Source organism: Pseudomonas sp. GD04019, from assembly GCF_029837695.1.
Taxonomy (GTDB): Bacteria; Pseudomonadota; Gammaproteobacteria; order Pseudomonadales; family Pseudomonadaceae; genus Aquipseudomonas.
Map to the genome: position 1 here is coordinate 52,013 of NZ_JAOEEA010000006.1, position 22,788 is coordinate 74,800.

At 63.2% G+C, this 22,788-nt stretch carries 15 protein-coding genes and 1 tRNA gene (1 of these 16 running past the window's edge); 8 read left to right on the forward strand and 8 right to left on the reverse strand.

The window, feature by feature from the left end; all coding sequences use genetic code 11:
- Positions 1 to 8,805: the start of an Ig-like domain-containing protein gene (locus N7607_RS11055; protein WP_279867831.1), read on the reverse strand. 33,705 nt of this gene lie to the left of the window's left edge; the window shows 8,805 of its 42,510 coding nt (coding positions 1–8,805); the start codon lies at positions 8,803 to 8,805; its stop codon lies off the left edge, out of view.
- Positions 8,806 to 8,829: 24 nt separating this feature from the next.
- Between N7607_RS11055 and N7607_RS11060 the strand changes: the two genes are divergently transcribed.
- The 3 genes from N7607_RS11060 (at position 8,830) to gspD (ending at position 11,918) form a co-directional block, all read left to right on the forward strand.
- Positions 8,830 to 9,324 carry a hypothetical protein gene (locus N7607_RS11060; protein WP_279867832.1) on the forward strand — a complete coding sequence of 165 codons (495 nt, stop codon included), beginning with the start codon at positions 8,830 to 8,832 and terminating at the stop codon, positions 9,322 to 9,324.
- Positions 9,325 to 9,353: 29 nt separating this feature from the next.
- The gene (locus N7607_RS11065; RefSeq protein WP_279867833.1) at positions 9,354 to 9,992 is read left to right on the forward strand and encodes a type II secretion system protein N; all 639 of its coding nucleotides are present in this window, start codon (positions 9,354 to 9,356) and stop codon (positions 9,990 to 9,992) included.
- A 123-nt stretch (positions 9,993 to 10,115) separates the two neighbouring features.
- Positions 10,116 to 11,918 (forward strand): type II secretion system secretin GspD, encoded by a 1,803-nt coding sequence (gene gspD / locus N7607_RS11070; RefSeq protein ID WP_279867834.1) that lies wholly within the window; start codon positions 10,116 to 10,118, stop codon positions 11,916 to 11,918.
- A 102-nt stretch (positions 11,919 to 12,020) separates the two neighbouring features.
- On the opposite strand, the gene N7607_RS11075 is transcribed toward gspD, so the two are convergent.
- The 5 genes from N7607_RS11075 to N7607_RS11095 all read right to left on the reverse strand — a co-directional run bounded on the left by N7607_RS11075 (position 12,021) and on the right by N7607_RS11095 (position 14,602).
- Positions 12,021 to 12,212: a hypothetical protein gene (locus tag N7607_RS11075; RefSeq protein ID WP_279867835.1), complete on the reverse strand. Its 192-nt coding sequence runs from the start codon at positions 12,210 to 12,212 to the stop codon at positions 12,021 to 12,023.
- Positions 12,213 to 12,462: 250 nt separating this feature from the next.
- Positions 12,463 to 12,539: transfer RNA gene (locus N7607_RS11080), tRNA-Arg, on the reverse strand.
- 55 nt (positions 12,540 to 12,594) lie between these two features.
- Positions 12,595 to 12,759, reverse strand: coding sequence for a rubredoxin (locus N7607_RS11085; RefSeq protein WP_279867836.1), 165 nt, complete (start codon positions 12,757 to 12,759; stop codon positions 12,595 to 12,597).
- Positions 12,756 to 13,475: an NAD(P)H-dependent oxidoreductase gene (locus tag N7607_RS11090; protein ID WP_279867837.1), complete on the reverse strand. Its 720-nt coding sequence runs from the start codon at positions 13,473 to 13,475 to the stop codon at positions 12,756 to 12,758. The genes N7607_RS11085 and N7607_RS11090 overlap by 4 nt, the downstream gene beginning before the upstream one ends.
- Before the next feature lie 71 nt (positions 13,476 to 13,546).
- Positions 13,547 to 14,602 carry a fatty acid desaturase gene (locus N7607_RS11095; RefSeq protein ID WP_279867838.1) on the reverse strand — a complete coding sequence of 352 codons (1,056 nt, stop codon included), beginning with the start codon at positions 14,600 to 14,602 and terminating at the stop codon, positions 13,547 to 13,549.
- Positions 14,603 to 14,738: 136 nt separating this feature from the next.
- Here N7607_RS11095 and N7607_RS11100 point away from each other — a divergent pair, with 136 nt between their 5' ends.
- From N7607_RS11100 to N7607_RS11115, 4 genes are all read left to right on the forward strand, one after another.
- Positions 14,739 to 15,746: an AraC family transcriptional regulator gene (locus N7607_RS11100; protein ID WP_279867839.1), complete on the forward strand. Its 1,008-nt coding sequence runs from the start codon at positions 14,739 to 14,741 to the stop codon at positions 15,744 to 15,746.
- Between the two features lie 328 nt (positions 15,747 to 16,074).
- The gene (gene gabD, locus N7607_RS11105; protein WP_279867840.1) at positions 16,075 to 17,526 is read left to right on the forward strand and encodes an NADP-dependent succinate-semialdehyde dehydrogenase; all 1,452 of its coding nucleotides are present in this window, start codon (positions 16,075 to 16,077) and stop codon (positions 17,524 to 17,526) included.
- 344 nt (positions 17,527 to 17,870) lie between these two features.
- Positions 17,871 to 19,148 carry a 4-aminobutyrate--2-oxoglutarate transaminase gene (gene gabT, locus N7607_RS11110; RefSeq protein WP_279867841.1) on the forward strand — a complete coding sequence of 426 codons (1,278 nt, stop codon included), beginning with the start codon at positions 17,871 to 17,873 and terminating at the stop codon, positions 19,146 to 19,148.
- 179 nt (positions 19,149 to 19,327) lie between these two features.
- A complete protein-coding gene (locus N7607_RS11115; protein WP_279867843.1) occupies positions 19,328 to 20,545 on the forward strand; it encodes an HDOD domain-containing protein in 1,218 nt (405 codons plus the stop codon).
- Position 20,546: 1 nt separating this feature from the next.
- Here the strand turns inward: N7607_RS11115 and N7607_RS11120 are convergent, their stop codons facing one another.
- Positions 20,547 to 21,140, reverse strand: a complete 594-nt coding sequence (locus N7607_RS11120; protein WP_279867844.1) for a 2-hydroxychromene-2-carboxylate isomerase — start codon at positions 21,138 to 21,140, stop codon at positions 20,547 to 20,549.
- Positions 21,141 to 21,362: 222 nt separating this feature from the next.
- The gene (locus N7607_RS11125) at positions 21,363 to 22,100 is read right to left on the reverse strand and encodes an SDR family oxidoreductase (RefSeq protein WP_279867845.1); all 738 of its coding nucleotides are present in this window, start codon (positions 22,098 to 22,100) and stop codon (positions 21,363 to 21,365) included.
- 83 nt (positions 22,101 to 22,183) lie between these two features.
- Between N7607_RS11125 and N7607_RS11130 the strand changes: the two genes are divergently transcribed.
- Entirely contained in the window at positions 22,184 to 22,735 is a 552-nt protein-coding gene (locus N7607_RS11130) for a TetR/AcrR family transcriptional regulator (protein ID WP_279867846.1), read from the forward strand.
- The last annotated feature ends 53 nt before the right edge of the window (positions 22,736 to 22,788 follow it).

The following is a 22,788-nucleotide window of genomic DNA, read 5'->3' on the forward strand; positions in this document are numbered from 1 at the left end:
GTTGGGCGTTACCACCTTGGTCAGCACGTGCAGGCGCTCGTTACGCAGCCCGGTACGACGCAGCACATTGCCCTGACTGAAGTCGGCCCAGTAGACGAAATAGTGCTTGTCGGGCTGGCTCACGGGGGTCTTGTCACCCGGTACGCGAGTGTCGTCGCGGAACAGATTGAGCGGATACTCGTCAGCCACCTTCCACTCGCCGCTCTCGGTCTGGTACTGGCGCTGCCAGAGCATGCTGACTTCCTGGATAGCGCCGCCCATGTCCTCGATGCCAACCACTGCACGCAGGCTTTCGCTCTGGGTCAGCACATCCTTGTCGATCGGCGCGAGTACCGATACGCGAGGAACCACGGTGTCTTCGAGACGACCGATACGCACGGTCTGCGAAGCCCCGGACTGACCCAATTGATCGTAGGCGATTGCCTGCACGGTGAAACCATTCACGCCCGCGGGCGCAGGAATCATGGCGTGATAGACATGATCCTGGGCATAGCTGCCGGTCTGCTGACCATAGCTCTGCTCACTGCTGTAAACCGGTAGGCCATTGACATAGAAGGTGACGCGGTCGATACCCTCCGGCCCCAGATCATCAAAGGCCTCGACGAAGACCTCCACGTCCTCGCCGTCGATCACCACGCTATTGTTATTGTCCGGCTTGACGATGCGCGCCTGTGGCGCCTGGTCGGCCTTAATGGTCAGAGTGCCCGGCAGATCGACCATGACCGAGTCATAGCCATCCAGGTCACGGGCCTGGGCGCGGAAGCGCAGTACCTGACCAACGCGCTCATTCGGCACCTTGAAATGGAACTGGAAGGGGGCTGCCGAATCCACGCCCAGTGCCTGGAACTCCGGCTGAGCATCGGCCGGACCTATGGAATAGAAGAGCGAAGCGTTCTGCACGCCGACTTCCGGGTCGTTGGCCTGAACTTGCACCACCAGGCCGCGACCCTCGGTGATTTCCGTCACCTGCCCCATGGCGAAGCCACGCGCATCCAGCAGCTTGATCGCATTAACTTCCGGCCGCTGGTTACGCCGCAGGGTGACGATGATGCTTTCACGCGTTTCATTACCCGCTGCATCGCGCGCGGTGATCCGCAACTGCATCGGCAGGGATTCGGGCAGGTTGTCGGTACGCCCCAGATAATCGGCAATGGCATTCAACGGAATGCTGCCGATGAAAGGCTGACTGATCAGCATGCGGTCCATGACCCGCTCGTTGTCGGCATAGGTACCGTTGCTGTCGCGATCGACATACAGCCCCAGACTGACCGAGCCTACCCGGACGTTATCGCTGACCTCCAGCTGATACGGGAGAGTACGCTTCTCGGACACGCTGGCACCGGTCGCGACCGGCAACTTGACCAGCATCTCCGGCGCCTTGGTGTCCTTGAATACCTTGACTCGTACCGGACGGGCCGTGGATACGCTGCGCGGCTGACCAGATGCACGCATCTCGAGAGTGCTGGCGGTCAGTTGGAGGTCCGTGCCGGCCTGACCATAGGGAATCTCGACCAGGAACTCATAGGGGAAGACCATGTCGGTGAGGCTGCGGTCGCCGCCCTTGAGACCGGCGACGTTCAGCACCACGCGATCCACTCCGACATCGTCGACCGCGTTGACCTGTACCAGCATCAGCTGGCCCTCATCGGTCTCGCTGTTGTCCTTAGGCGTGCCGATGACGACGCTCGGGGCCTGGTCCTGAACGATCTCGACTTCCAGCGCCTCCTCGGCGCGGTGGGCATCCAGATCGCCATGGGCGACGCCATAGTTGTCCACCGCCTCGATGCTCAGCTGCACACGATTGGCAGCCGGATTCGCCGCATCGAACGCCGGTACCGGTACGGAGAAGTTGTAGGGCGCAGCGCGCAGGCGCATCTCGTAAGGCGCCTGACCATTGCCATAGGTGGCCCGCAGGTTCACATATTCGATGGCGACGTCGTCGAAAGCCTTGACGTTGACATACAGCGGGTTGCCCTCGACCACCTTGGCCCCGGCCAAGGGTTCGATCACATCCAGAACGGGACGCTCGTCGACCCGTACCGGGAAGCTCACCTCGCGGGCCTGGCTGTTGGCCACATCGAAGGCCTCGACCCGAACCCAGAGATCGACACGGCTGACGTCGTCATGAGTCAGACCGAAGCTACCGAGAATCTGGTGCAGGCGGTCGACATGCAGAACCTGGTTGTATTCCGGCGTATCGATGTTGAGGGTGGTAACCGGCTCGTAGTCCTCGGCAGGAATACCGGCGATATCTCGTTGCTGCACGAAATCCTGTTTGACGTAGGTGCCGTCGCGCTTGAGCACGCCATAGGCTCTGGACATCAGCAGTCGGTTGACCTTGACATTGTCATAGGCCTGTACCGTCAGAGTGAAGTCACTGTCCTCGATAGCACCGAAACCGACTTGCGGGCGCTTGATCAGAGCCTCGGGCTTGATCAGGTCGGCTGCCACATTGAACTCACGCTCGGACAGACCTACAGCTCCATCGGAGTCGGTGATCTGTGCCGTCAGCTTGAGCTTCTCGTTGTGACGGATCAGGCCTTGCGGCACTTCCAGAATAAAGGTGCGCTGCAGCGCGTAGGGGCTGCTTCTGCGTCCAAAGTCATCGGCCATGGACGCGTTGTAGTGCGCCTGGAAACTGTCATGGATGCTGGCAAAAGCACTGTCGATGGCGTGCTCACCGCCTGCTGCGACGGGGTCGCTCTGAGACAGTACCGGCAGCGGCACACCATTGGCGAATACCCTGAGATTGTTCGGTGTCAGCAGGCGATCATCGGCGGCCACCAGGCCGACACGAATGCGGAAGGTCCCGGCGGCTATGTCCTGGTCTTCGGCCGGCGCCGTGATACGCACCTCCGGCACCATGTTGACCAGCGGGTGAATCAGCATGGTGCGCTGGCTGACATGACCGTAAGTGTCCGTCAGCTCGATGCGATACTCGGTAGGCTCGGTCTGATCGAACTGGATCTCCGCCTTGTCTCCGGCCTGCAGTGGTGGTGTGCTCGGGCAAGGTGCAGGGAAATCGCGGCTGTAGACCACGGCGCCGAGCGAACCATCACGCTTGAGGCGCAGCACCTTGAAGGAGGACAGGCCGGCGTCGTCGCGCAGATGGGTATCTAGGCGGAAGCGCTCGTTGGTGCGCACCCAGAACTCGCCATAGTTCAGGCGCGAGGGTTCGGTTATCGCCTTCTTGTACTCGCCACTGACCAGATAGGTGTTGAAACCCTTGATGGTCAGCTCGGGCTTCTCGTTGGCCTGCAGCGGATAGACCATGCTGTGTTCGCTACTGCGACCACTCCAGTCTTCCGCAATCAGCGTCAGCTCCAGCTCACCGCTGGAGAGAGGCTTCGGCACGCGATAGGGCAGCACCCAGCTCTTCTGCCCGAGATTCACTCCGAGCTCATGCACTGTACGGCTACGATTTTCCAACAGACGCAGGCTCTTCAGCGCCTTGCTGTCGTCGCCAAACTCGACATTGAGATCGAGCTGCTGCATCGGCAGGACAACGGTGCCGGGCGCAGGAGACAGAATTTTCGAGGAGGGCGCCTGCTCGTCCAGGATCAATGGCTGCTGCAACAGCGGCTGGAGCGACTGAACTCCACGCTCTACCGAGAGCCGGTCGACCGCGTGACCGACCAAGGCCACGCTGGCACTGCTGCCCTCGACCGGGATCGGCATGAGCTGCGAGTAGCTCGCCTTGGTAGAGTTCTGATAACCGCTGCCCGCGAGCTGCAGGAATGCAGTGTCGCTACCATCCAACAGAAGCACAGTGAGCGCATAACGCCCCGGCACCCTGGTGCCGGCGGCATTCTGCAGATCAGCGGCCTGGGACTCCTGCAGGCTGAACTGCAGCTCACGAATGAAGCCCGGAACCCCTGAACGGGGACGCAGCACCAGACGCGTAGTGCTTGTATTGATCAGCGCACTCAGGTCCAGCTCACCATTGACCGCCTGGATCTCGCGACTCTCAGGACGCACCTGACAGAGATGGCTCGAATGTGTCTCCACACTCCAGCTCATGGTCTGGTTGCCCAACTTGAGCTTCTTCGGCTCGCGCGACTCGTCTCCACCACTGAGCAGCAGGCGCCCCTCCTGCACATTCAGGTAAGGCTTGCCATTCAAAAGCAACTGGCCATGCCAGCCTTGTGCTTCGGGGTATGCGAAATCGATCCGAGCTCGATTGCGAAGCAGAGCGCTGTCATAGACGGACAGCCCCCGCAGATCCCGCACAGGACCCAAACCACGCAGCGAGCTGATCAGCAGTAGATGATCGATGGCGTCCTTCGACTGGCTGGAACTGTAATCATCCTCTACCTGCAAGACACCACGCAGAGGTTGACCACGCTCCTGCTGTTCGGCAGGAGAGCCGTCACGCCAGGTCAGCTTGGGCGCCTGATCCTGATGAATCAGCAAACGGCGAGTCTGCTGGCTCTCGTTGCCCAGCAGATCCTTGGCCTTCACTACCAGCGTCAGAGCCGTCGGCTCGCTCGTCGGACGATAGCGAGCGAGGTCCAGTACCAATGGATTGGTGCCGTTGGCGGCGGGAATACTGACCTGGGCGCTGGCTACGCCACTGGCGCTCACCACTACCTCGTCGCGCCCCAGATCATCGAGCAGGCGGACCTCGTACGAATCCACCTCGGTCTCATCCTGCAGCGAAACCTTCAGCTCTGCAGCCTGGCGCTCGAACAGTTTTTCGGCCGGCGACTGGATGGTAATGCTCGGCCCGGTCTCATCGGCCAGTATCCGCAGATTGATCGGCGCGGTGCGCCCCTCGTTGATACCACGGTCACGAGCGCGGAAGACCAGCTGGACGACCTGGCCGGCATAACGGCGGGATAGCACGGCGGACAGGCGCAGCCGAGCGTTAAAGTCGGTGAAGAAGCGCTCACCGGCAATGATCGAGCCCAGCGTGCCGGGGTTGGGAACCTTGATGGTTTCGACGCGATCTTTGCGGCCGAACATCTCCCAGGACAGAACGTGTTCTTCATGGGTCTGCGGGTCAATCAGGATGGCGTCGACCGCCTCGATAAAACGGTTGTCTCCCGCACTGCCCTGTACATCGAAGCTCTTGCCAGGCTCCAGACTGAAGTCGCTGACGGGCTTGTTCAGCTGCAGAGTCGGCGCCTCGACATCGTCGATGATCTGTATGTCGAACAGCGCCTCGCTGCTCTGTCCGGCACTGTCGAATGCACGCGCGCCCATGACAATGGCCGGATCAGTCTGAGTCGGCACACGCAGAGCGGCACTGGCATAGCCTTCACGCACCAGGTTCTGATCGGTGCCTTGGACGGTATGCAGTATCTTGGTCTGGCTACCCTGACGCTGGAAGAACTCGACCCGTTCCAGCTTGCGGTCATCCAGGGCCAGCACCTGGGCAGTAAAGGCCTCACCTTCATACAGCCGCGCACCTGGAGCAGGCAGGCGTACGCTCAGCTGCGGCGGCATATCGCGCTCGATGTCGAAGCGCCACAGCGTAACCTCGGCCTCGTTGCCGTACTGGTCACGGCCACGCAGCTCGATAACCAGCTCATCACCCTCGGATGGCACCTGCAGCGAGAAAGAACCCTCGAAGCTGGCACCCTGAATGTTGGTATTGCTGTAGAGCGTCCGCCCCTCGCTCAAGGCCTGCATGGAGACCAGCTTGGTGTCGTCAACACCGCGAAGCTTCATCTGCACCGTATTGCCAACGTAGAGCGGCGCTCCCTGGATCGGCGAAACCACAGCAAGGCGCGGACCTAGCGTGTCCGCCACAATCTGCAGAGGTATCTCCTTGACGTCACCACGCTGACCGCCATCATCCACGGCAGCGATACGCAGGCGCAGGTTGCGCTCCTGATTACCTAGCGCCAGCGGTTTCAGATCGATGCTCAGCTTGTTGACGGTTTCCGGTCCGGGTATCAGCCCGGCTTGCGCATCGATACGTCGCTCCCACAGCGGAGCCGAACCACCCTCCAGCCATAGGCTCGCTTCTAGGGCATGGACGGCACGATCATCACGAGCCACGACATCTGCGGCCAGAGTGTCCTGGCTGTAGAGTCGACTCTGGCTCGGACTGATTGCCCGCACTTCCGGCTTGCTGTCGTCCTCGATGCCGATCAGCACTTCCAGTTCGGAGTCGTTGCCCGTCTTGTCGCTGGCCACCGCACGTATCGGGTAGCGGTCGTAGCGCACACCATCGAGATGCTTGAATACCGGCGCAGCAACCACCTTCAAAGTGGAGAAGGCCTTGAGCGCTCCGGGAATGGCCTGCACCAGAAGATCGCCATCGACACTGCTCAGCTTGTCGTTGAGATCACCGGTAAGTACATAGCCAAGGCCATCCTGCTTCTTCACGCCATACAGGTCGAGGCGCTCGACACCCACATTGTCGTAGCCGGTCAGTTTGAGAACGAAGGTGCTGTTCTCCACAACCGGAGCCAGATCGGCGCCCGCATCACTGACCGTGATGCTCGGCGAGGCCAGGTTGATGACCGGGTCATCTTCGTCCTTGCCCAGCGTCGCATTGACCACCGGGCTACGAGCCAGCTGACCTGCGCTGTCGAATGCTTCGGCATGTACCGCCAGCGGCACCTCGTTCTCAATGCCAGCCGGAGTCTGATAGATGGTTGCGAAAGGCGCCTTCAGATCGCTGCCAACCAGCTTGCCGTTGACGTAGAAATCCACCTGGCGCAGAGCCAGATCATCGGTCGCGTTGGCACGCAGCTCGATCGGCTGCCCGGAGACCAGGTGGGCACCTTCGACGGGATAGCTGAGTGCGACTGTAGGTATCTGATCGCCCTTGACCGGCAGCAGCAGCCGCTCGGAGCGATTGACCTGCTGGTGCTGGTCGGACACCTGACCGCGCAACTCGAGAGTCCGCCCAAGCCACTCCTGCTTAATAGGTAGCTGGAAGGTATGACTGACGCTACGCATGCCGAATGAATTGCCGTCGTACTTATCCACCTGATGATGGAACGACTGCACTTCCACGCCATCCACCAGCAGGAAGATGTCCGTACCACCATCCAGGGTGTCATCACTGGCCTCGACCGTAACGGCAACGGTCTGCCCAACAGTCGCCTGGCTGCCAGCGGCCGGCTGGGTCAGGCGCGCGATGGGCTTCTGGTTCTCCAGAACACGTAACAAACGAGTCGAAGCATCCTTCACACCACCGTTGCGACTGTGCACGCGGGCGGAAAGCCCGATACTGGTCTCGCGCACAGAGATGTCCGGTATCGGCAAATCGGCCTGCCACAGCTCGAACAGCTCTTTCTCCTTGGGATCGCTAGCCACGGGCCGCTGATCCAACGCAGGGAAGCGGCTCTCACCGACCTTGCGCCCATCCATGAAGAATTCGACCTGACTAATCCCGCTCTGGTAGTTGCCACTCATCATCGAGCCCAGATAGGCACTGATGGTGGCACGTACCCGGCTGTTCTCGATCACGCGCTGAGCATCGACTGGCGCCTCGAACACGAAGGCCGGTACCTGCGGCTTGCTCTGCGCCACGACACGCACAACACGTTCCGGCGTGCTCTGGCTCTTGCCGCTGTCGTCGTAGGCCACGGCCCGCACGCGCAGGTTACGCCCTTCCAACTCTTGCTCGATGGGCAGACTCAGGGCATACGGAGGAGTGAGGCGACGTCCGACCAGGGCATCATCCAGCCAGAACTCGACACTCTTGATACCGACATCGTCGCCAGCCTTGGCCGTCAGCTCCAGAACCGTGCCTACCGCGACAGTGGCCTCCGGAGTCATTTCTACCGTAGGCGTTGCATCTTGTGCCGCCACCAGCAGATCAACTCCAATCTCCGGGTAACGCTGCAGGCGCGCTCTGACCTTGAGAGGATTCTGCTCGGGGATCTGCGCCTTGGCCAACAGGGCGCGCGCCTCGTTGACTTGCAGAACCGCATCGCTACCCACTGGCAGTTGCAGCTCGAAAGCCAGGCTATCGGCCAGCGGCGCCTCGCTACCGTCATCGAATACGGCAAGAAGCGGCGGCAGCTTCTCGAAACTGTTCAGTCGAGGCAGCACCAACGCTTGATCCAGGGCCTGATCCGCAAAACGCAGAGCAGTCAGCCGGCGGCTGAAATCGACCCGCACCGGCATGCTGATCTCAGCCAGCCCTGGGTAGCTCAGATAGACGAAAACCGCCTCACTGGCGGTTTCTTGTATGGGATAGACAACACCCTCGGCGCTTACCCAAACCTTGTCGGGATTGGAGGAGCGATAGCTGACGCCGTGTCCCAGCCCGGGCAGCGGCGTAGGCCCGCGAAACTCGAAGTCGACCTCAGGGATTAGCCGCGCCGACTGCAGCGCATCAGTAAATAGCAGGCTGCCCGGCTGCACACTGATACCGCGCACGCCCTCCTCGACGCTGCTGCCGGTCGTGCGCACATCAGAGAAGCTGCGCTGGTTCCCAGACGCATCGACGGCGGTCGCCTGAACCATGACCAGGGCATTACGAGAGATCTCCTCTGCAGACAGCGCCGGCTCTATGCGCTGACGCAGGCTGAAGCTGCTCTGACCATCCACCCGCGGAAATACCCGCCTCACCTCATCCATGCGCAGAAACGCCTTGCGCTCCGCCTGGCTGACCACACCGCCAGCCGCTCGCAGATCCGAGGCACGCAGGCCCGTCAGAGAGATGCTCAGATAGCTGAGATCGACTTCATCAGAGGCCTCGAAGCTGGCGGTCAGATATTGACCACCCTCCTCCATATCGAAGGCCAGCTGAGTAAGCTGCAGGCTGGGCGCCACCGCCTCAGCCTGGAAAGATTCGCTGTAATCCTGCTTGCTGCCATCGGCGAAGCCGAGCTTCACGGCCGGCTGTAGAGATTCTGCACCTTGCAGGCTGAACCCGAACGAGCAGCTGCTTGCGGCTTCGCCGTCGCGCAAAGCATCTGTCGGGAGGAATCGCTGAGCAGTAGCCACAACCTGCACTTCGGCAAGATCGCGACAGTCATCTATGGAGAGGATGTACTCAGCGGCGTTACCGGCACTACCGAGTGGCGCGGCGGCACGAATATCGAACTGTGGGGATGCGGATGCGAATGCAGGCAGCGCAGCGAGCGCAGCGAGCATGTAGCGCAAACCGATATGACGGCATCCGTGCAGCATATTCGACAAAAAGTTCCATTTAATTTGCACATACAGATTAAGCCAGCTGATAGACTCAATCTTGCAATGGCCCAATGCTATACACAGACATTGCTCATTTCAAGCATGTTGAAAATAACCAAAGCGAATAAGGCACAAAAAAGCGTGACTCACATCACGCCAAGCTCTGGGACAGTTGTGAAGTACGCTGCATTTCTAGGCATGCGACAGACCTGTCGATAGTATTGCCGCGCCATCACAGGGATGAGTCCATGGCCAGCTTTGTTCAGACATTATCCAGCCCTCTCGCGGCAACAAGCGCCAAGCTCGGTATCTGGCTTGTTCTGCCGGCACTCATACTGGCCAGCATTAGCTGGCAGGCATTCCAGTTTGCCCAGACAACCAGGCAGCAAGCCCCAGCAGCTGAAGCGGCTCAGCCCGCCGCGCAATCCGAATCCGCAAAGCGATCGCTAGATAAACACCTGCTCGGCATCTTCGGCAGTGCCGATCAGGAGCAGCCCGATCAGGCACAGCGCGAAGCATTACCCGAAAGCAACCTGGACCTGCAGATCTCCGCCATCTTCTTCATGACAGCCCCCGAAGAGAGCTCGGTCATTATTGAGGACGGTAATAAGACCCTGATTCTCAAGCCTGGTGAAGAGGCGCGCCCCGGGATAGCCATTGCCAAAATCGAAAGCAACGGAGTTACCTTCAAGCGTAATGGAAAACTGGAACAACTCAGTTTCCGCGGCTTTGGCGAAGGAGAGTCCGCTGCCCCGGAAAGTCTGCCCGCAGCCCCAGCAGAACCTCCGACCGCAACGAATGAAACACCCGCCGTCGCGAAGTCAGCCGAATCGCCACCCACCGCATATCAGCAATTCATTCAGCGCAAGCTTGCGCAGAACAAGTAGTCGAGTGATAGAGAAGTGCCCATCCGTATCTTACTTCCCCTGCTGCTGTCTCTCTGCCTCCTGTCCAACTCGGCACTAGCCGAAGAGCCAACTTCCCCGGAAAGCGCGGAAGTAAAGATCAACATGCAGGACGCCAACATCCGTTCGTTCATCGAGTGGATCGCCAAGGCGACCGGCAAGAACTTCATCATCGACCCTCGCGTAACCGGCAAGGTAACGGTGATATCCAATGGCGCCATGAGTCCCGACGAGGCTTATCGCGTCTTTCTTTCGGTATTGCAGGTACACGGATTCTCTGCAATCGAATCCGATAGCGTGGTCAAGGTCATTCCCGATGCGAACGCAAAGCAGAGCGGCGTCCCACTGGTCGATGACGATAAGCTCAACGACGACCAGCAAGTTGTGCGGGTAATACGCTCGGAACATGTCCCAGCAACACAGCTGGTAAACATATTGCGTCCGATGGTTCCCCAGGTTGGCCACCTGGCCGCCTACCCGGACAGCAATGCCCTGATCATTTCGGACCGGGCCTCCAACATCAATCAACTGCTGAAGCTGGTCGCCGAGATAGACCAGGCCGGCCAGTTTGAGATTGACGTCATACCGCTGAAGTTTGCCAACGCCAAAGAGCTGTCGACCATGCTCGGCACCCTGACCCCCCAGGGTGGCGGACAGGAAGGCGCCAGCAAGATCAATGTCTCCGTCGACGAGCGCACCAACAGCATTCTTATCTCCGGCGACCCCAGCAAGCGCCAGCAATTGCGCGATGTACTCGCCAGCCTGGACAAACCCGGCAACCTCATCCGCGACACCAAAGTCATTTACCTGCACTACCTGAAGGCATCGGAAGTAGCCCAGGTACTACAGAACGTCGCCACCAGCGTGCAGAAACAGGACAAGGACGTAGGAGTCAGCGGCGCCGAGATCTCCATCCAGGCCAACGACACGACCAACGCACTGGTCATCAGCGCTCCTCCAGCCATCATGACCACCATCGATGGCGTGGTTAAACGCCTGGATATCCGCCGCGCGCAGGTCCTGGTGGAAGCAGTCATCGTCGAGGTCTCGGACAACAAGGTGAACGACCTGGGCGTGCAATGGAAAACCTCCGAGGCGGCACTGGGCGGCGACGGCCTGTTCGGTGGTTTCAAGTCCTCCATGAAGGGCAACGGCATCGACAGCTTCCCAGGTTCGCCAGTCAAGCTGGATGCCGGCCTGAGCCTGGGCTTCTATAGCAGCGGCTCGCTGCGCGCCCTGGTGCGAATGCTGTCCACCGACGACTCGATGAACATCCTGTCCACGCCCAACCTGGTCACGCTGGACAACGAAGAGGGCAAGATAGTCGTAGGCCAGAACGTCCCCTTCGTCACCGGCAGCTCCACCAGCGCGTCCAACCCATCGACCAACCCCTTCCAGACGATCGAGCGGCAGGACGTGGGCATCACGCTGAAGATCAAGCCACAGATCAATGAAGGCGACTCGGTCACCCTGAATGTCTACCAGGAGATATCCAGCGTCACCAACGACACCAGTGCTGCCGATATCGTGACCAACAAGCGCTCCATCGAGACCCGAGTGCTGATCAAGGACAATATGACGCTGGTGCTGGGCGGCCTGATCTCGGACGAAATGCGCGACTCCGGGGACCGCGTCCCGTTCTTCGCCAAGATTCCTGTCATCGGCAAACTGTTCCGCAACGACCGCAAGGAAGTCAGCAAGAAGAACCTGATGGTCTTTATCAAGCCGACCATCATCAATGACTTCGCCCATGCGGACGAGCTGACCGAGGGCAAGTACAACTTCATCCGCGAGCGACAGCTGCGCTACGCCGATCAGGACATACCGGAAGGTGTACCAGCCTTGCCGCCCCGTGTCGGCTCCCCGGAGAAGGAACTCAGAATCGAGAAGACCGTTCCTCTCGACTGAATGGGCCGAAAACAAAAAGCCCCCAAGCTCAGGCTTGGGGGCTTTTTTCTTTCCAGTGCACCCAACAAGGCACCGACTCTCCAGCTCGCACTAAAGCAGGGGTTACTTTTTTCCGGGAATCGGGAAGTGCTTGAACGCTTCGCGCAGGATCTTCTTGGCGACATCTTCCGGCAGGGAGGGCGCGATATCGTTCAGCGCATCCACCTGCCCGGCATCTTCGGCCTGGGCGGTCTCCTTCGAGTCGCGCTCCAGCCCTTCTTCAGCCTCGCGTAGATCTTCGTCCGAACCGATCATTTCTGCGCCTTCCTACTGTGGCTACTGCTGTGCCTGGAATCCTATAGCGAAGCGCCAGCGTTGACGAGCCATGCCATGGCGACCAGACGTTGCGTAATTCCTGGTGCGATGGCCACCAAGGCCCACGGGGTCGGCGGCGCTCAGATTAGTTGTGGATAAAGCGGCAAAACGCAGAAACAAGAAAGCCCGCATCAGGGCGGGCTTTTCGAGGGGCTTGCGAAGCATGTGTTGAGATGTCGAAGCCAGTATCTGGCGCATCCGGCGGGATTCGAACCCACGACCCCTGCCTTCGGAGGGCAGTACTCTATCCAGCTGAGCTACGGATGCGTTGCGGGGCGCAATCATACGCATCCGCCTCGCGGGCGTCCATGCGGCCTGTCGCTCAGAGCTCCTGCATGTGGAAGTCGGCCTTGCTCACGCCGCAATCGGGGCACAGCCAGTCATCCGGTACCTCGGCCCAGGGCGTGCCGGCGGGGATGCCGTCGTCCGGCCAACCCTTGGATTCGTCGTAGATCAGGCCGCAGATCACGCAGATCCAGCTCTTCATGCCGGCACCTCCTGGCGCAGGGGGTTGAGGCCGCGGTCGAAGTCGGCCAGCGAGGGGAAGCGCAGCGGTTCCATGCTCTGCAGACCGAGCAGATAGTCGCGGTACTGCTCGAGGATCACGCCGCGCGCCTCGGAGCTGATATAGGGCACGTGGTAGGCGGCGAACGGCGGCAGCACCTGCATGCCGACATAGGCCAGGGTGCCGCGCTGTAGCGGGCGCAGCATGGGCTCCCAGTCACCGTGGATGGCGCTCTCGTCTGCGAACATGTGGCCTTGCCCGCCAAGGCTGAAGCTGAGTAGCGCGCGCTTGCCGGCCAGGCCGCCGCGATCGTAGAAGCGCAGGCCGCCGTAGCAGGTGCCAGAAACCAGCACGCGGTCGATCCAGCCCTTGAGCATGGCCGGCACCGAACACCAGAACAGGGGGAAGTTGAGGATCAGCAGATCGGCCCACAGCAGCTTGTCCAGCTCGGCGGCGATGTCCGGCGCCAGCTTGCCGCTCTTCGCCGCTTCGCGCTGCTCCAGGGCGTAAGTCAGGTAGTCGGGATTGCCGCGGACCTGAAAGTCGGCGGCCGAGGCCACCGGATTCCAGTTCATCGCGTAGAGATCGGAGACCTGTACGGCGTGGCCGGCGCCCTCCAGGGTGACGACGGCGAGATCCTTCATGGCGGTGCAGAAGGATTGCGGCTCGGGATGCGCGTGGACGATCAGGATGTTCATGGCGATTCCAAAAAAGCGCGGGGCCCGCAGGCCCCGGAAGCGCCCCGGCGGACCGGGGCTGACGATGATACTCAGGCGGTCTGCTGGACGGGCGCGGCGGCCTCCTGGCTCGGCGCATTCCAACGGTTGGCGCGGGCGAAGGTGCCGAAGTCGTTGAAGCGCACGCCCATCTCGCGCATCACCTTGTGCGCCACTTGCGCGGTCATCTGGCGGATGTAGAAAGGCTCCTTGACCACGAAGTGGTGGATCGCGTGGGTGCTGCCGAAGTTGAAGCAGAACGCCTGCAGCGGCCATAGCCACCAGGGGTTGAGCACCTGGGTCTGCTGCACCACGTTGCCCAGCTCGACATCGCCGTAGTAGTGCATGTTGGAGCTGACGAAGTGCAGGCAGAAGGTGCGCAGCACGTTGGGGCCGACCAGCACCACCACGGCGAAAGTGATGCCATCCATCACCGCCAGGGTGGTGGCCGACCAGGCGATCGGGCTACCGGCGACGGAGGCGACGAAGTCGATCAGGTGGAAACCGAGAAACACGTACCAGGCGCCCCAGTTGAGCAGGCCCAGCGGCGCATAGCCCTTGAGCGTACGGCTGACGATCATCTTGCGGCGCTCCCAGGTCGGCGCGCGCAGGAAGCGAATGAACGAGGACATCACGTTGTCGCCGACCATCAGCAGGCGGGCGAAGCCCCAGGGCTCGCCGTTGGTGATGGCGCGCTCCTCGAGATCGGTCTCGGTGCCGGAGACCTTGTGGTGGTTCAGGTGCAGGTGGCGGCGAATCCACGGGTTGATGGTGCTCGGTCGCGCCATCCACACCAGCGCCATCATCAGGTTGTGCGGCACGCGCTGCTTGCGGAAGTACATCGAGTGGATCAGGTCGTGTTCCAGTTCGTGGGTCAGCGAGGCAAAGAAGGCGTTGGCCAGCAGGCACACCCACCAGGCGATGACGCCCTCGGCATAGAGCCAGGCGCTGCCAATCATGCCGGCCAGGGCGAATGCCAGGATGCCAGCGCCGATGGCGTCCTGGTGGCGCAGGATCGGATAGCGCTGGCGCAGGGCATCGCCATGGGCCATCACCACGCTGCGGATATGCGCCGAGCGTTGCTGGTGGGTTGCAGGAGTCGGGGTCATGCACGCATCCTCTTGTGGCGGCGCCATGCGGGGCGCCGGGGATCGTTGTTGGAATCAGGCCAGGCTAGAGTGCGCGACCACGCGCCGACCCGCCTGACCGACAACGCCAACCTGTTGACCGAGAATGCCAACCTGCATGACTGAACCCTCCACCCTGGCCAGCTGGACCCGCGCCCTGCGCCGCCAGCTCGACGCGCTCGGCCTGGACAGCGCCGAGTTGTGCCGCGAAGCCGGCCTCGACCCGGCGCTGCTGGACGACGCCAACGCGCGCTACCCGCTGCACGCCACCACGCGCCTGTGGCAACTGGCGGTGGCCGCCAGCGGCGACCCGACCCTGGGCCTGCATACCTCGCGTCACGTGGCGCCGACCACCTTCCACGCCCTCGGCATGGCGGTGATGGCCAGCGGTACCCTGCGCGAAGTATTCGAACGCATCGTGCGCTACCACCAGGTGGTCAGCGATGCCCTGGAACTGGAGCTGCGCGAGGCGGCCGAGGTGTGCGAACTGCACCTGCGCCTGCCACCCGGTTCGCCAGCGCCGGCGCCCGAGGCCATCGACGCCTTCGCCGCCATCTACGTGCGTACCTGCCGCAATCGCCTGGGCCGCGACTACGCGCCGCTGGCCGTGCACCTGCGCCGGCCGCTGCCGAGCGATCCGAGCCCCTGGCAGGAAGTGTTCCGCGCGCCGGTGCACTTCGCCGCCGCCGAGGACGTGCTGTGCTTCGCCCGCGCCGATCTCGACCGCCCGCTGGGCGATGGCAACCCGGAGCTGGCCGCACACAACGAGGCGGTGCTGCGCAAGCGCCTGGAGGCGCTGCAGCCGGACACCGTGGCACGCCGCCTGCGCCGCGCCCTGGAGCAGTGCCTGCCGAACGGCGAACCCTCGGCCGAGGCCCTGGCCCATGGCCTGCACCTGAGCCTGCGCAGTCTGCAACGCCACCTGAGCGACGAGGGCAGCAGCTACGAGCAGGTGCTGGCCGACACCCGTCGCGATCTGGCGCTGGATCACCTGCGCGAGGCCGACTGCTCGATCAGCGAAGTCGCCTACCTGCTCGGCTTCGCCGACAGCAGCAGCTTCAGCCGCGCCTTCAAGCGCTGGACGGGGCAGAGCCCCAGCCAGTACCGCGATTCGCTACAGGGCTGACCGGTAGCGCGTGGCGAATAGGACTACAGGCCATTCGACACAAACGTTCTTTATATCGAACACAAGAAGCATCGGCTGACAATGAGCGCCCAGCATCTGGAACGCGCGCTCCATCTCGCCTCGCGCGAGGTTGCCGGCGAAACAACCGAGACTCGCCCGGCATTCATTCTTTTTGGTTATTTTGTTGGTTTTATCGAACATAGCTCTTGCCCTTTGTCGACGCCGGCCCTAGGATTCGTTTGACATTTCAAACGCCGGACAGCGCCATCGGCTGCCCGCTATTTGCTTGATCGCCTGCCCCGTCGGCGCCGCGCACCTGGAGAACACCATGCAACTGAAAGACGCCCAGCTGTTCCGTCAGCAAGCCTTCATCGACGGCCAGTGGCTGAACGCCGACAGCGGCCAGACCCTCGCCGTGAACAACCCGGCGACCGGCGAGATCCTCGGCAGCGTGCCGAAAATGGGCCGCGCCGAGACCCGCCGCGCCATCGAGGCCGCCGAGCGCGCCCTGCCGGCCTGGCGTGCGCTGACGGCCAAGGAACGCGCGGGCAAGCTGCGTCGCTGGTTCGAGCTGATGATGGAAAACCAGGACGACCTGGGCCGCCTGATGACCCTGGAGCAGGGCAAGCCGCTGGCCGAAGCCAAGGGCGAGATCGCCTACGCCGCCTCCTTCATCGAGTGGTTCGCCGAAGAAGCCAAGCGCATCTACGGCGACACCATCCCCGGCCACCAGCCGGACAAGCGCATCATCGTGATCAAGCAGCCGATCGGCGTGACCGCGGCCATCACCCCGTGGAACTTCCCGGCGGCGATGATCACCCGCAAGGCCGGCCCGGCCCTGGCCGCCGGCTGCACCATGGTGCTCAAGCCGGCTTCGCAGACCCCCTATTCCGCCCTGGCCCTGGCCGAGCTGGCGCAGCGTGCCGGCATCCCCGCCGGTGTGTTCAGCGTGGTCACCGGTAGCGCCGGCGAAGTCGGCGGCGAGCTGACCAGCAACCCGATCGTGCGCAAGCTGACCTTCACCGGCTCCACCGAGATCGGCCGCCAGCTGATGGCCGAGTGCGCCCACGACATCAAGAAGGTGTCCCTGGAGCTGGGCGGCAACGCGCCGTTCATCGTGTTCGACGACGCCGACCTGGACGCCGCCGTGGAAGGCGCGCTGATCTCCAAGTACCGCAACAACGGCCAGACCTGCGTGTGCGCCAACCGCCTGTACATCCAGGACGGCGTGTATGACGCTTTCGTCGACAAGCTCAAGGCCGCGGTGGCCAAACTGAAGATCGGCAACGGCCTGGAAGACGGCACCACCACCGGCCCGCTGATCGACAACAAGGCCGTGGCCAAGGTCCAGGAACACATCGAGGACGCCATCAGCAAGGGCGCCAAGCTGGTCGCCGGCGGCAAGCCGCACGCCTTGGGTGGCAGCTTCTTCGAGCCGACCATCCTGATCGACGTGCCGAGCAACGCCGCCGTGGCCAAGGAAGAGACCTTCGGCCCGCTGGCGCCGCTGTTCCGCTTCAAGGACGAGGCCGAAGTGATCGCCAAGGCCAACGACACCGAGTTCGGCCTGGCCTCCTACTTCTACGCCCGCGACCTGGGCCGCGTGTTCCGCGTGGCGGAAGCGCTGGAGTACGGCATGGTCGGCATCAACACCGGCCTGATCTCCACCGAAGTGGCGCCGTTCGGCGGCGTGAAGGCTTCCGGCCTGGGCCGCGAAGGCTCCAAGTACGGCATCGAGGACTACCTCGAGATCAAATACATGTGCCTGGGCGGCGTGTGAAACCGATCCCTAGCCTGCTGCGCGTCGGCCAGCCTGCGTTGGAAGCGGCCTCGGGATGCTCATTTACAGCTCGTAAACTGCGCTCCCTCGGCCACTTCCGCCTTGCCTGGTTCTAGCTCGCGGGGCTATGAATCAGTTTCAAGCTTTCCAGATATGAATCCGTGGGTGTCGGGTGACAGGCAGGAGTCGTGGTCACCCGGCGTCGGCGTTTCCGGTGGTGGCACCGGCTAACCCAGCCGACGGCCAGCGGGTAGGCGACAGTTCGATCATCGTTAGCTGTTACGCCCACCCAGCCCCGTCATCATCCTTGGACCGGGCCGCCATAAGCGGCTTATGAGGACAACATGAGCAAGAACGAATCCCTCCTGCAACGTCGCCAGGCCGCCGTGGCCCGTGGCGTCAGCCAGATCCACCCGATCGTCGCCGAGCGCGCCGAGAACGCCACCGTGTGGGACGTCGACGGCCGCGAGTACATCGACTTCGCCGGCGGTATCGCCGTGCTGAACACCGGCCACCTGCACCCGAAGGTGATCGCCGCCGTGCAGGAACAGCTGACCAAACTGACCCACACCTGCTTCCAGGTGCTGGCCTATGAGCCCTACATCGCCCTGTGCGAAGAAATCGCCAAGCGCGTGCCGGGCAACTTCGCCAAGAAGACCCTGCTGGTCACCTCCGGCTCGGAAGCGGTGGAGAACGCAGTGAAGATCGCCCGTGCCGCCACCGGCCGCGCCGGCGTGATCGCCTTCACCGGTGCCTACCACGGCCGCACCATGATGACCCTGAGCCTGACCGGCAAAGTGGTGCCCTACTCCGCCGGCATGGGCCTGATGCCGGGCGGCGTGTTCCGTGCCCTGGCACCGTGCCCGCTGCACGGCATCAGCGAAGACGAGTCGATCGCCAGCATCGAGCGCATCTTCAAGAACGACGCCCAGCCCCAGGACATCGCCGCGATCATCATCGAGCCGGTGCAGGGCGAGGGTGGCTTCTACGTCAACTCCAAGCCGTTCATGCAGCGCCTGCGCGCCCTGTGCGATGCGCACGGCATCCTGCTGATCGCTGACGAAGTACAGACCGGCGCCGGCCGTACCGGCACCTTCTTCGCCACCGAACAGCTGGGCATCGTCCCGGACCTGACCACCTTCGCCAAATCGGTCGGCGGCGGCTTCCCGATCTCCGGCGTGTGCGGCAAGGCCGAGATCATGGACGCCATCGCCCCGGGCGGCCTGGGCGGCACCTACGCCGGCAGCCCGATCGCCTGCGCCGCGGCCCTGGCCGTGATGGAAGTGTTCGAGGAAGAGAAACTGCTGGAGCGCAGCCAGGCCGTGGGCGAGAAGCTCAAGGCCGGCCTCAACGCCATCGCCGCCAAGCACAAGGTCATCGGTGACGTGCGCGGCCTGGGTTCAATGGTCGCCATCGAGCTGTTCGAAGGCGGCGACCACAGCAAACCGGCCGCCGAGCTGGTCGGAAAGATCGTCGCCAAGGCGCGCGACAAGGGCCTGATCCTGCTGTCCTGCGGCACCTACTACAACGTCCTGCGCTTCCTGATGCCGGTGACCATTCCGGATGCCCAGCTGGAAAAAGGCATCGCCATCGTCGCCGAGTGCTTCGACGAGCTGGCCTAAGCGCCAGCAACAGTCCTGCGTGCCGCCCCTGTGCATGGGGGCGGTCCAGATTCGCCCGCGGTCTCACCAGGCCGGGCGACTCCCTCATGACCCGCTTCGGCGGGTCTTTTTTTGCCCGTGCCATGGGCTAGGCTGCTTGGGTAACGGTCGCTGTGCGGCCATCCCAGGGAAGACTTGCCATGCCCCAGTCGCAGCGGGTGCCCCGCGTGATCATCGGCGAAGCGGACCGCTGGACCGCCGACCTGATCGGCCAGCTGGTGCGCAGCGCCCGCTGCGATGCCGACATAGTCGCCCTGAGTGACGGTGCCAGCGTGCTGCAGCAATGTCGCCAGGCCTTGCCGCAACTGCTGATCGTCGACTTCGGCCTGCCCGGCATCGGCGGTCTCGATCTGCTGCGCGAGGTGCGCCGACAGAAGGTCCAGCCGCCGCTGCCGTTCTTCCTGATCACCGAGAAGATCGATGCCAGCAGCGTGCGCGCCGCCGCCCCGCTGGCGCCCACCGCCTATCTGGCCAAACCGTTCGACGCCGAAGACCTGCTGCGCCGCCTGCGCCAGGTGCTGCTGCAACCGGGTGAGGAGGTCAGCTGCCCGCTGCCCGAGCTGGCCCCGCAGGAATCCCTCGATCAGTACCTGGACAAGGCCCGCGAGACGGCGGCCGGCGCGCCGCTGCTGAACCAGGTGCACGAGGCGCTGGAGCTGCTGCAGGCGCCGGCGGCGCCCGATCTGGATGAACTGGAGCAACGCTTTCACAACGATCCGCAGCTCACCGCCCAGCTGATCGCCGCCGCCAACAGCGCCGCCGAGCACCGTGGCAGCGGCTGCCAGAGCCTGGCCCAGGCCCTGCACCGCCTGGGCACCAAGCACAGCCTGAACCTGGCGCTCGGCCTGGCCCTGCAACGCGGCGCCAGCCTGGACGACCCGCTGCTGGTGGCCGCCGGCCTGAGGATCTGGGCGCAATCCCAGCGCCTGGCCGAGCTGGCCCACTGGCTGGCCTGCCGCCTGGGCGCCGACGCCGAACGCTGCTTCACCGCCGGCCTGCTGCACCGCCTGGGCGACCTGGCCCTGCTGCGTACCCTGCAGGACTGGCACAGCCGTGGCGGCGCACTCGACGAACCGCAGCTCGAAGCGGCGCTGCACAAACATGCGGCGCCATTCGGCTCGGCCCTGCGCACGCGCTGGCGCCTGCCGCTGGAACTGCGCCAGCTGATTGCCGCGGTCTACCAATTGGGCAGTGGCGTGTACTCGCGCGAAGCGCTGGTGCTCAACCTGGCCGCCCAGGCCGCGCCGCTCGGCGCCGAGCAGCCATTCGCGCCGCTGGCCGAGCACAAGACCGCGCGCATGCTGCACGTGGACGCCGCGACCCTGGAGCAGATGCCGCGGCTGACCGACGTGTGCTGAGTCAGGCCTCCAGCGCCTCGCGCACGAAGTCCAGACGGTCCTGGCCGAAGAACAGCTCGTTACCGACGAACATCGCCGGCGCGCCGAACACGCCGCGCTTGATCGCCTCGTCGGTGATGGCCTTGAGGCCGTCCTTCACTTCCTGCTCGGCAATCAGCGCCAGCAACTGCTGCGGCTCGAAACCACCTCCAGCCAGCACCTCGCCCAGCACGGCCGGGTCGCCGAGATTGCGCGCCTGCACCCACATGGCCTCGAAGATCAGCTTGAGGAAGGCCTCGAAGCGCTCCGGCATGCGCTGCTGCACGGCCACGGCGGCGCGCATCAGCGGCAGGGTGTTGATCGGGAAGTGCGGGTTGAACTGCATCGGCACCTGGTAGCGCCGGGCATAGCGGGCCAGGTCCTGGATCATGAAGCGGCCCTTGGCCGGAATGGTCACCGGCGAGGCGTTGTTGGTGGCCTGGAACACGCCGCCGAGCAGCATGGGCTTGTACACCAGGGTCGCCCCGGTCTCGGCGCACAGCGCCGGCAGCTGGGTCCAGGCCAGGTAGGTGGTGGGGCTACCGAAATCGAAGTAGAACTCGACGGTCTTGCTCATGAATGACTTCTCTCTTGTGCTTGTTCTGTTGTGGTTCGTCTGGAGGCGAGCCGAAAACTGTAGGAGCGAGGAGGACGCCTAGTTCTCTGCTCGCTAAGCTGTTGCGGCGCCTGGTTCGCGAGCAGAGCTCGCTCCTACCCAGCACGTCGTCAGATAGCGCGAAGCGTTCGTCCGCCGAAGCGGACGGTTACGCCTGGCCGTCGCGCAGCGGGTCGGAGCACATCACCACTTCTCCATCCAGGGGCGGAGGTCGAGTTCAAAGGTCCAGGCATCGCGCGGCTGGCTGTGCAGGAACCAGTAGTTGTCGGCGATATGCTCGGGATCGAGGATGCCGTCCTGGTCCTTGCGCGCGTACAGGTCGGGGAAGGTATCGCGGATGAACGCGGTGTCGATGGCGCCGTCCACCACCACATGGGCGACGTGGATGTTCCTCGGCCCCAGTTCGCGCGCCATGCTTTGCGCCAGGGCGCGTACGCCGTGCTTGGCGCCGGCGAAGGCGGCGAAGTGCGAGGCGCCGCGCAGGCCGGCGGTGGCGCCAGTGAAGAGGATGGTGCCGCGCTCGCGCTTGACCATGCGCCGCGCCACCGCCTGGGCGGAGAGGAAGGCGGCGAAGCAGGCCATCTCCCAGATTTTGAAGTACTTGCGCGCGGTCTCGTCGAGGATGCTGCACGGCACGTTGGCGCCGATGTTGAAGACGAAGGCCTCGATCGGCCCGATGGTGCTCTCGATCTGCTCGACCAGCGCCGTCACCTCCTCTTCCTTGCGCGCATCGGAGGCGAAGCCGTGAGCCTCGCCGCCTTCGGCGCGGATGCTGTCCACCAGCGGCTGCAGCTTGTCGGCGCTGCGCCGGGTGACGCAAGCGATGTAACCCTCGCGGGCGAAGCGCTTGGCGATGGCGCCACCGGTGGCGTCGCCGGCACCGATCACCAGCACCACCTTCTTGTCGTTGTTATCGCTCATACCGTCCACCTCTTTGATAAACGATCGTTTAGTAAACGGACGTTATGCTAAGCTCCGGGCACCCGTCAAGCAGGAGTTCTGCCATGCGCTATTCCGCCGAACACAAGGCCCAGACCCGCGAGAAGCTGCTGCTCAGCAGCGGCGCGCTGGCCAAGCGCGGCGGCTTCGCCGGTACCGGCGTGGACGGGCTGATGAAGGCCATCGGCCTGACCGGCGGCGCCTTTTACGGCCACTTCTCGTCCAAGGACGAGCTGTTCGCCGCCATCGTCGAGCGCGAGCTGAGCCACAGCCTGGAACTGCTCGGCAGCGGCGTGGCCAGCCGCGACAAGCTGCAGCGCTGCCTGGCCATCTACCTGAGCATGAAGCACGTGGAGCAGCCGGACAGCGGCTGCGCCATTCCGACCCTGGGCGCCGAGATCGCCCGTGCCGACATCGCCGTGCGCGAACTGGCCGAGCACTGGCTGGTGCGTCTGCAACAGGCCTGGGCCGAAGAGTTGAAAGACCCGCAGCTGGCCTGGGCGATCCTCGCCCAGTGCGTCGGCGCGCTGGTGGTGGCGCGCATGCTGGCCAGCCCGCAGCGCCAGGAAGAAGTACTGGAATCGAGCAAGACGCTGATCAACACCAGCCTGGCCTAAGAACCTGCTTACGATCTCCCGACTGTCGGCCATACGGCGTTAAAAACCGCCTC

What these genes read in the sequence shown, in the direction of transcription:
- N7607_RS11065 (WP_279867833.1), top strand. Translation starts at nt 9,354, where the DNA reads ATGGCCAGCTTTGTTCAGACATTATCCAGCCCTCTCGCGGCAACAAGC.
- gspD (WP_279867834.1), top strand. Translation starts at nt 10,116, where the DNA reads ATGCAGGACGCCAACATCCGTTCGTTCATCGAGTGGATCGCCAAGGCG.
- N7607_RS11075 (WP_279867835.1), bottom strand. Translation starts at nt 12,212, where the DNA reads ATGATCGGTTCGGACGAAGATCTACGCGAGGCTGAAGAAGGGCTGGAG.
- N7607_RS11085 (WP_279867836.1), bottom strand. Translation starts at nt 12,759, where the DNA reads ATGAAGAGCTGGATCTGCGTGATCTGCGGCCTGATCTACGACGAATCC.
- N7607_RS11090 (WP_279867837.1), bottom strand. Translation starts at nt 13,475, where the DNA reads ATGAACATCCTGATCGTCCACGCGCATCCCGAGCCGCAATCCTTCTGC.
- N7607_RS11095 (WP_279867838.1), bottom strand. Translation starts at nt 14,602, where the DNA reads ATGACCCCGACTCCTGCAACCCACCAGCAACGCTCGGCGCATATCCGC.
- N7607_RS11100 (WP_279867839.1), top strand. Translation starts at nt 14,739, where the DNA reads ATGACTGAACCCTCCACCCTGGCCAGCTGGACCCGCGCCCTGCGCCGC.
- gabD (WP_279867840.1), top strand. Translation starts at nt 16,075, where the DNA reads ATGCAACTGAAAGACGCCCAGCTGTTCCGTCAGCAAGCCTTCATCGAC.
- gabT (WP_279867841.1), top strand. Translation starts at nt 17,871, where the DNA reads ATGAGCAAGAACGAATCCCTCCTGCAACGTCGCCAGGCCGCCGTGGCC.
- N7607_RS11115 (WP_279867843.1), top strand. Translation starts at nt 19,328, where the DNA reads ATGCCCCAGTCGCAGCGGGTGCCCCGCGTGATCATCGGCGAAGCGGAC.
- N7607_RS11120 (WP_279867844.1), bottom strand. Translation starts at nt 21,140, where the DNA reads ATGAGCAAGACCGTCGAGTTCTACTTCGATTTCGGTAGCCCCACCACC.
- N7607_RS11125 (WP_279867845.1), bottom strand. Translation starts at nt 22,100, where the DNA reads ATGAGCGATAACAACGACAAGAAGGTGGTGCTGGTGATCGGTGCCGGC.
- N7607_RS11130 (WP_279867846.1), top strand. Translation starts at nt 22,184, where the DNA reads ATGCGCTATTCCGCCGAACACAAGGCCCAGACCCGCGAGAAGCTGCTG.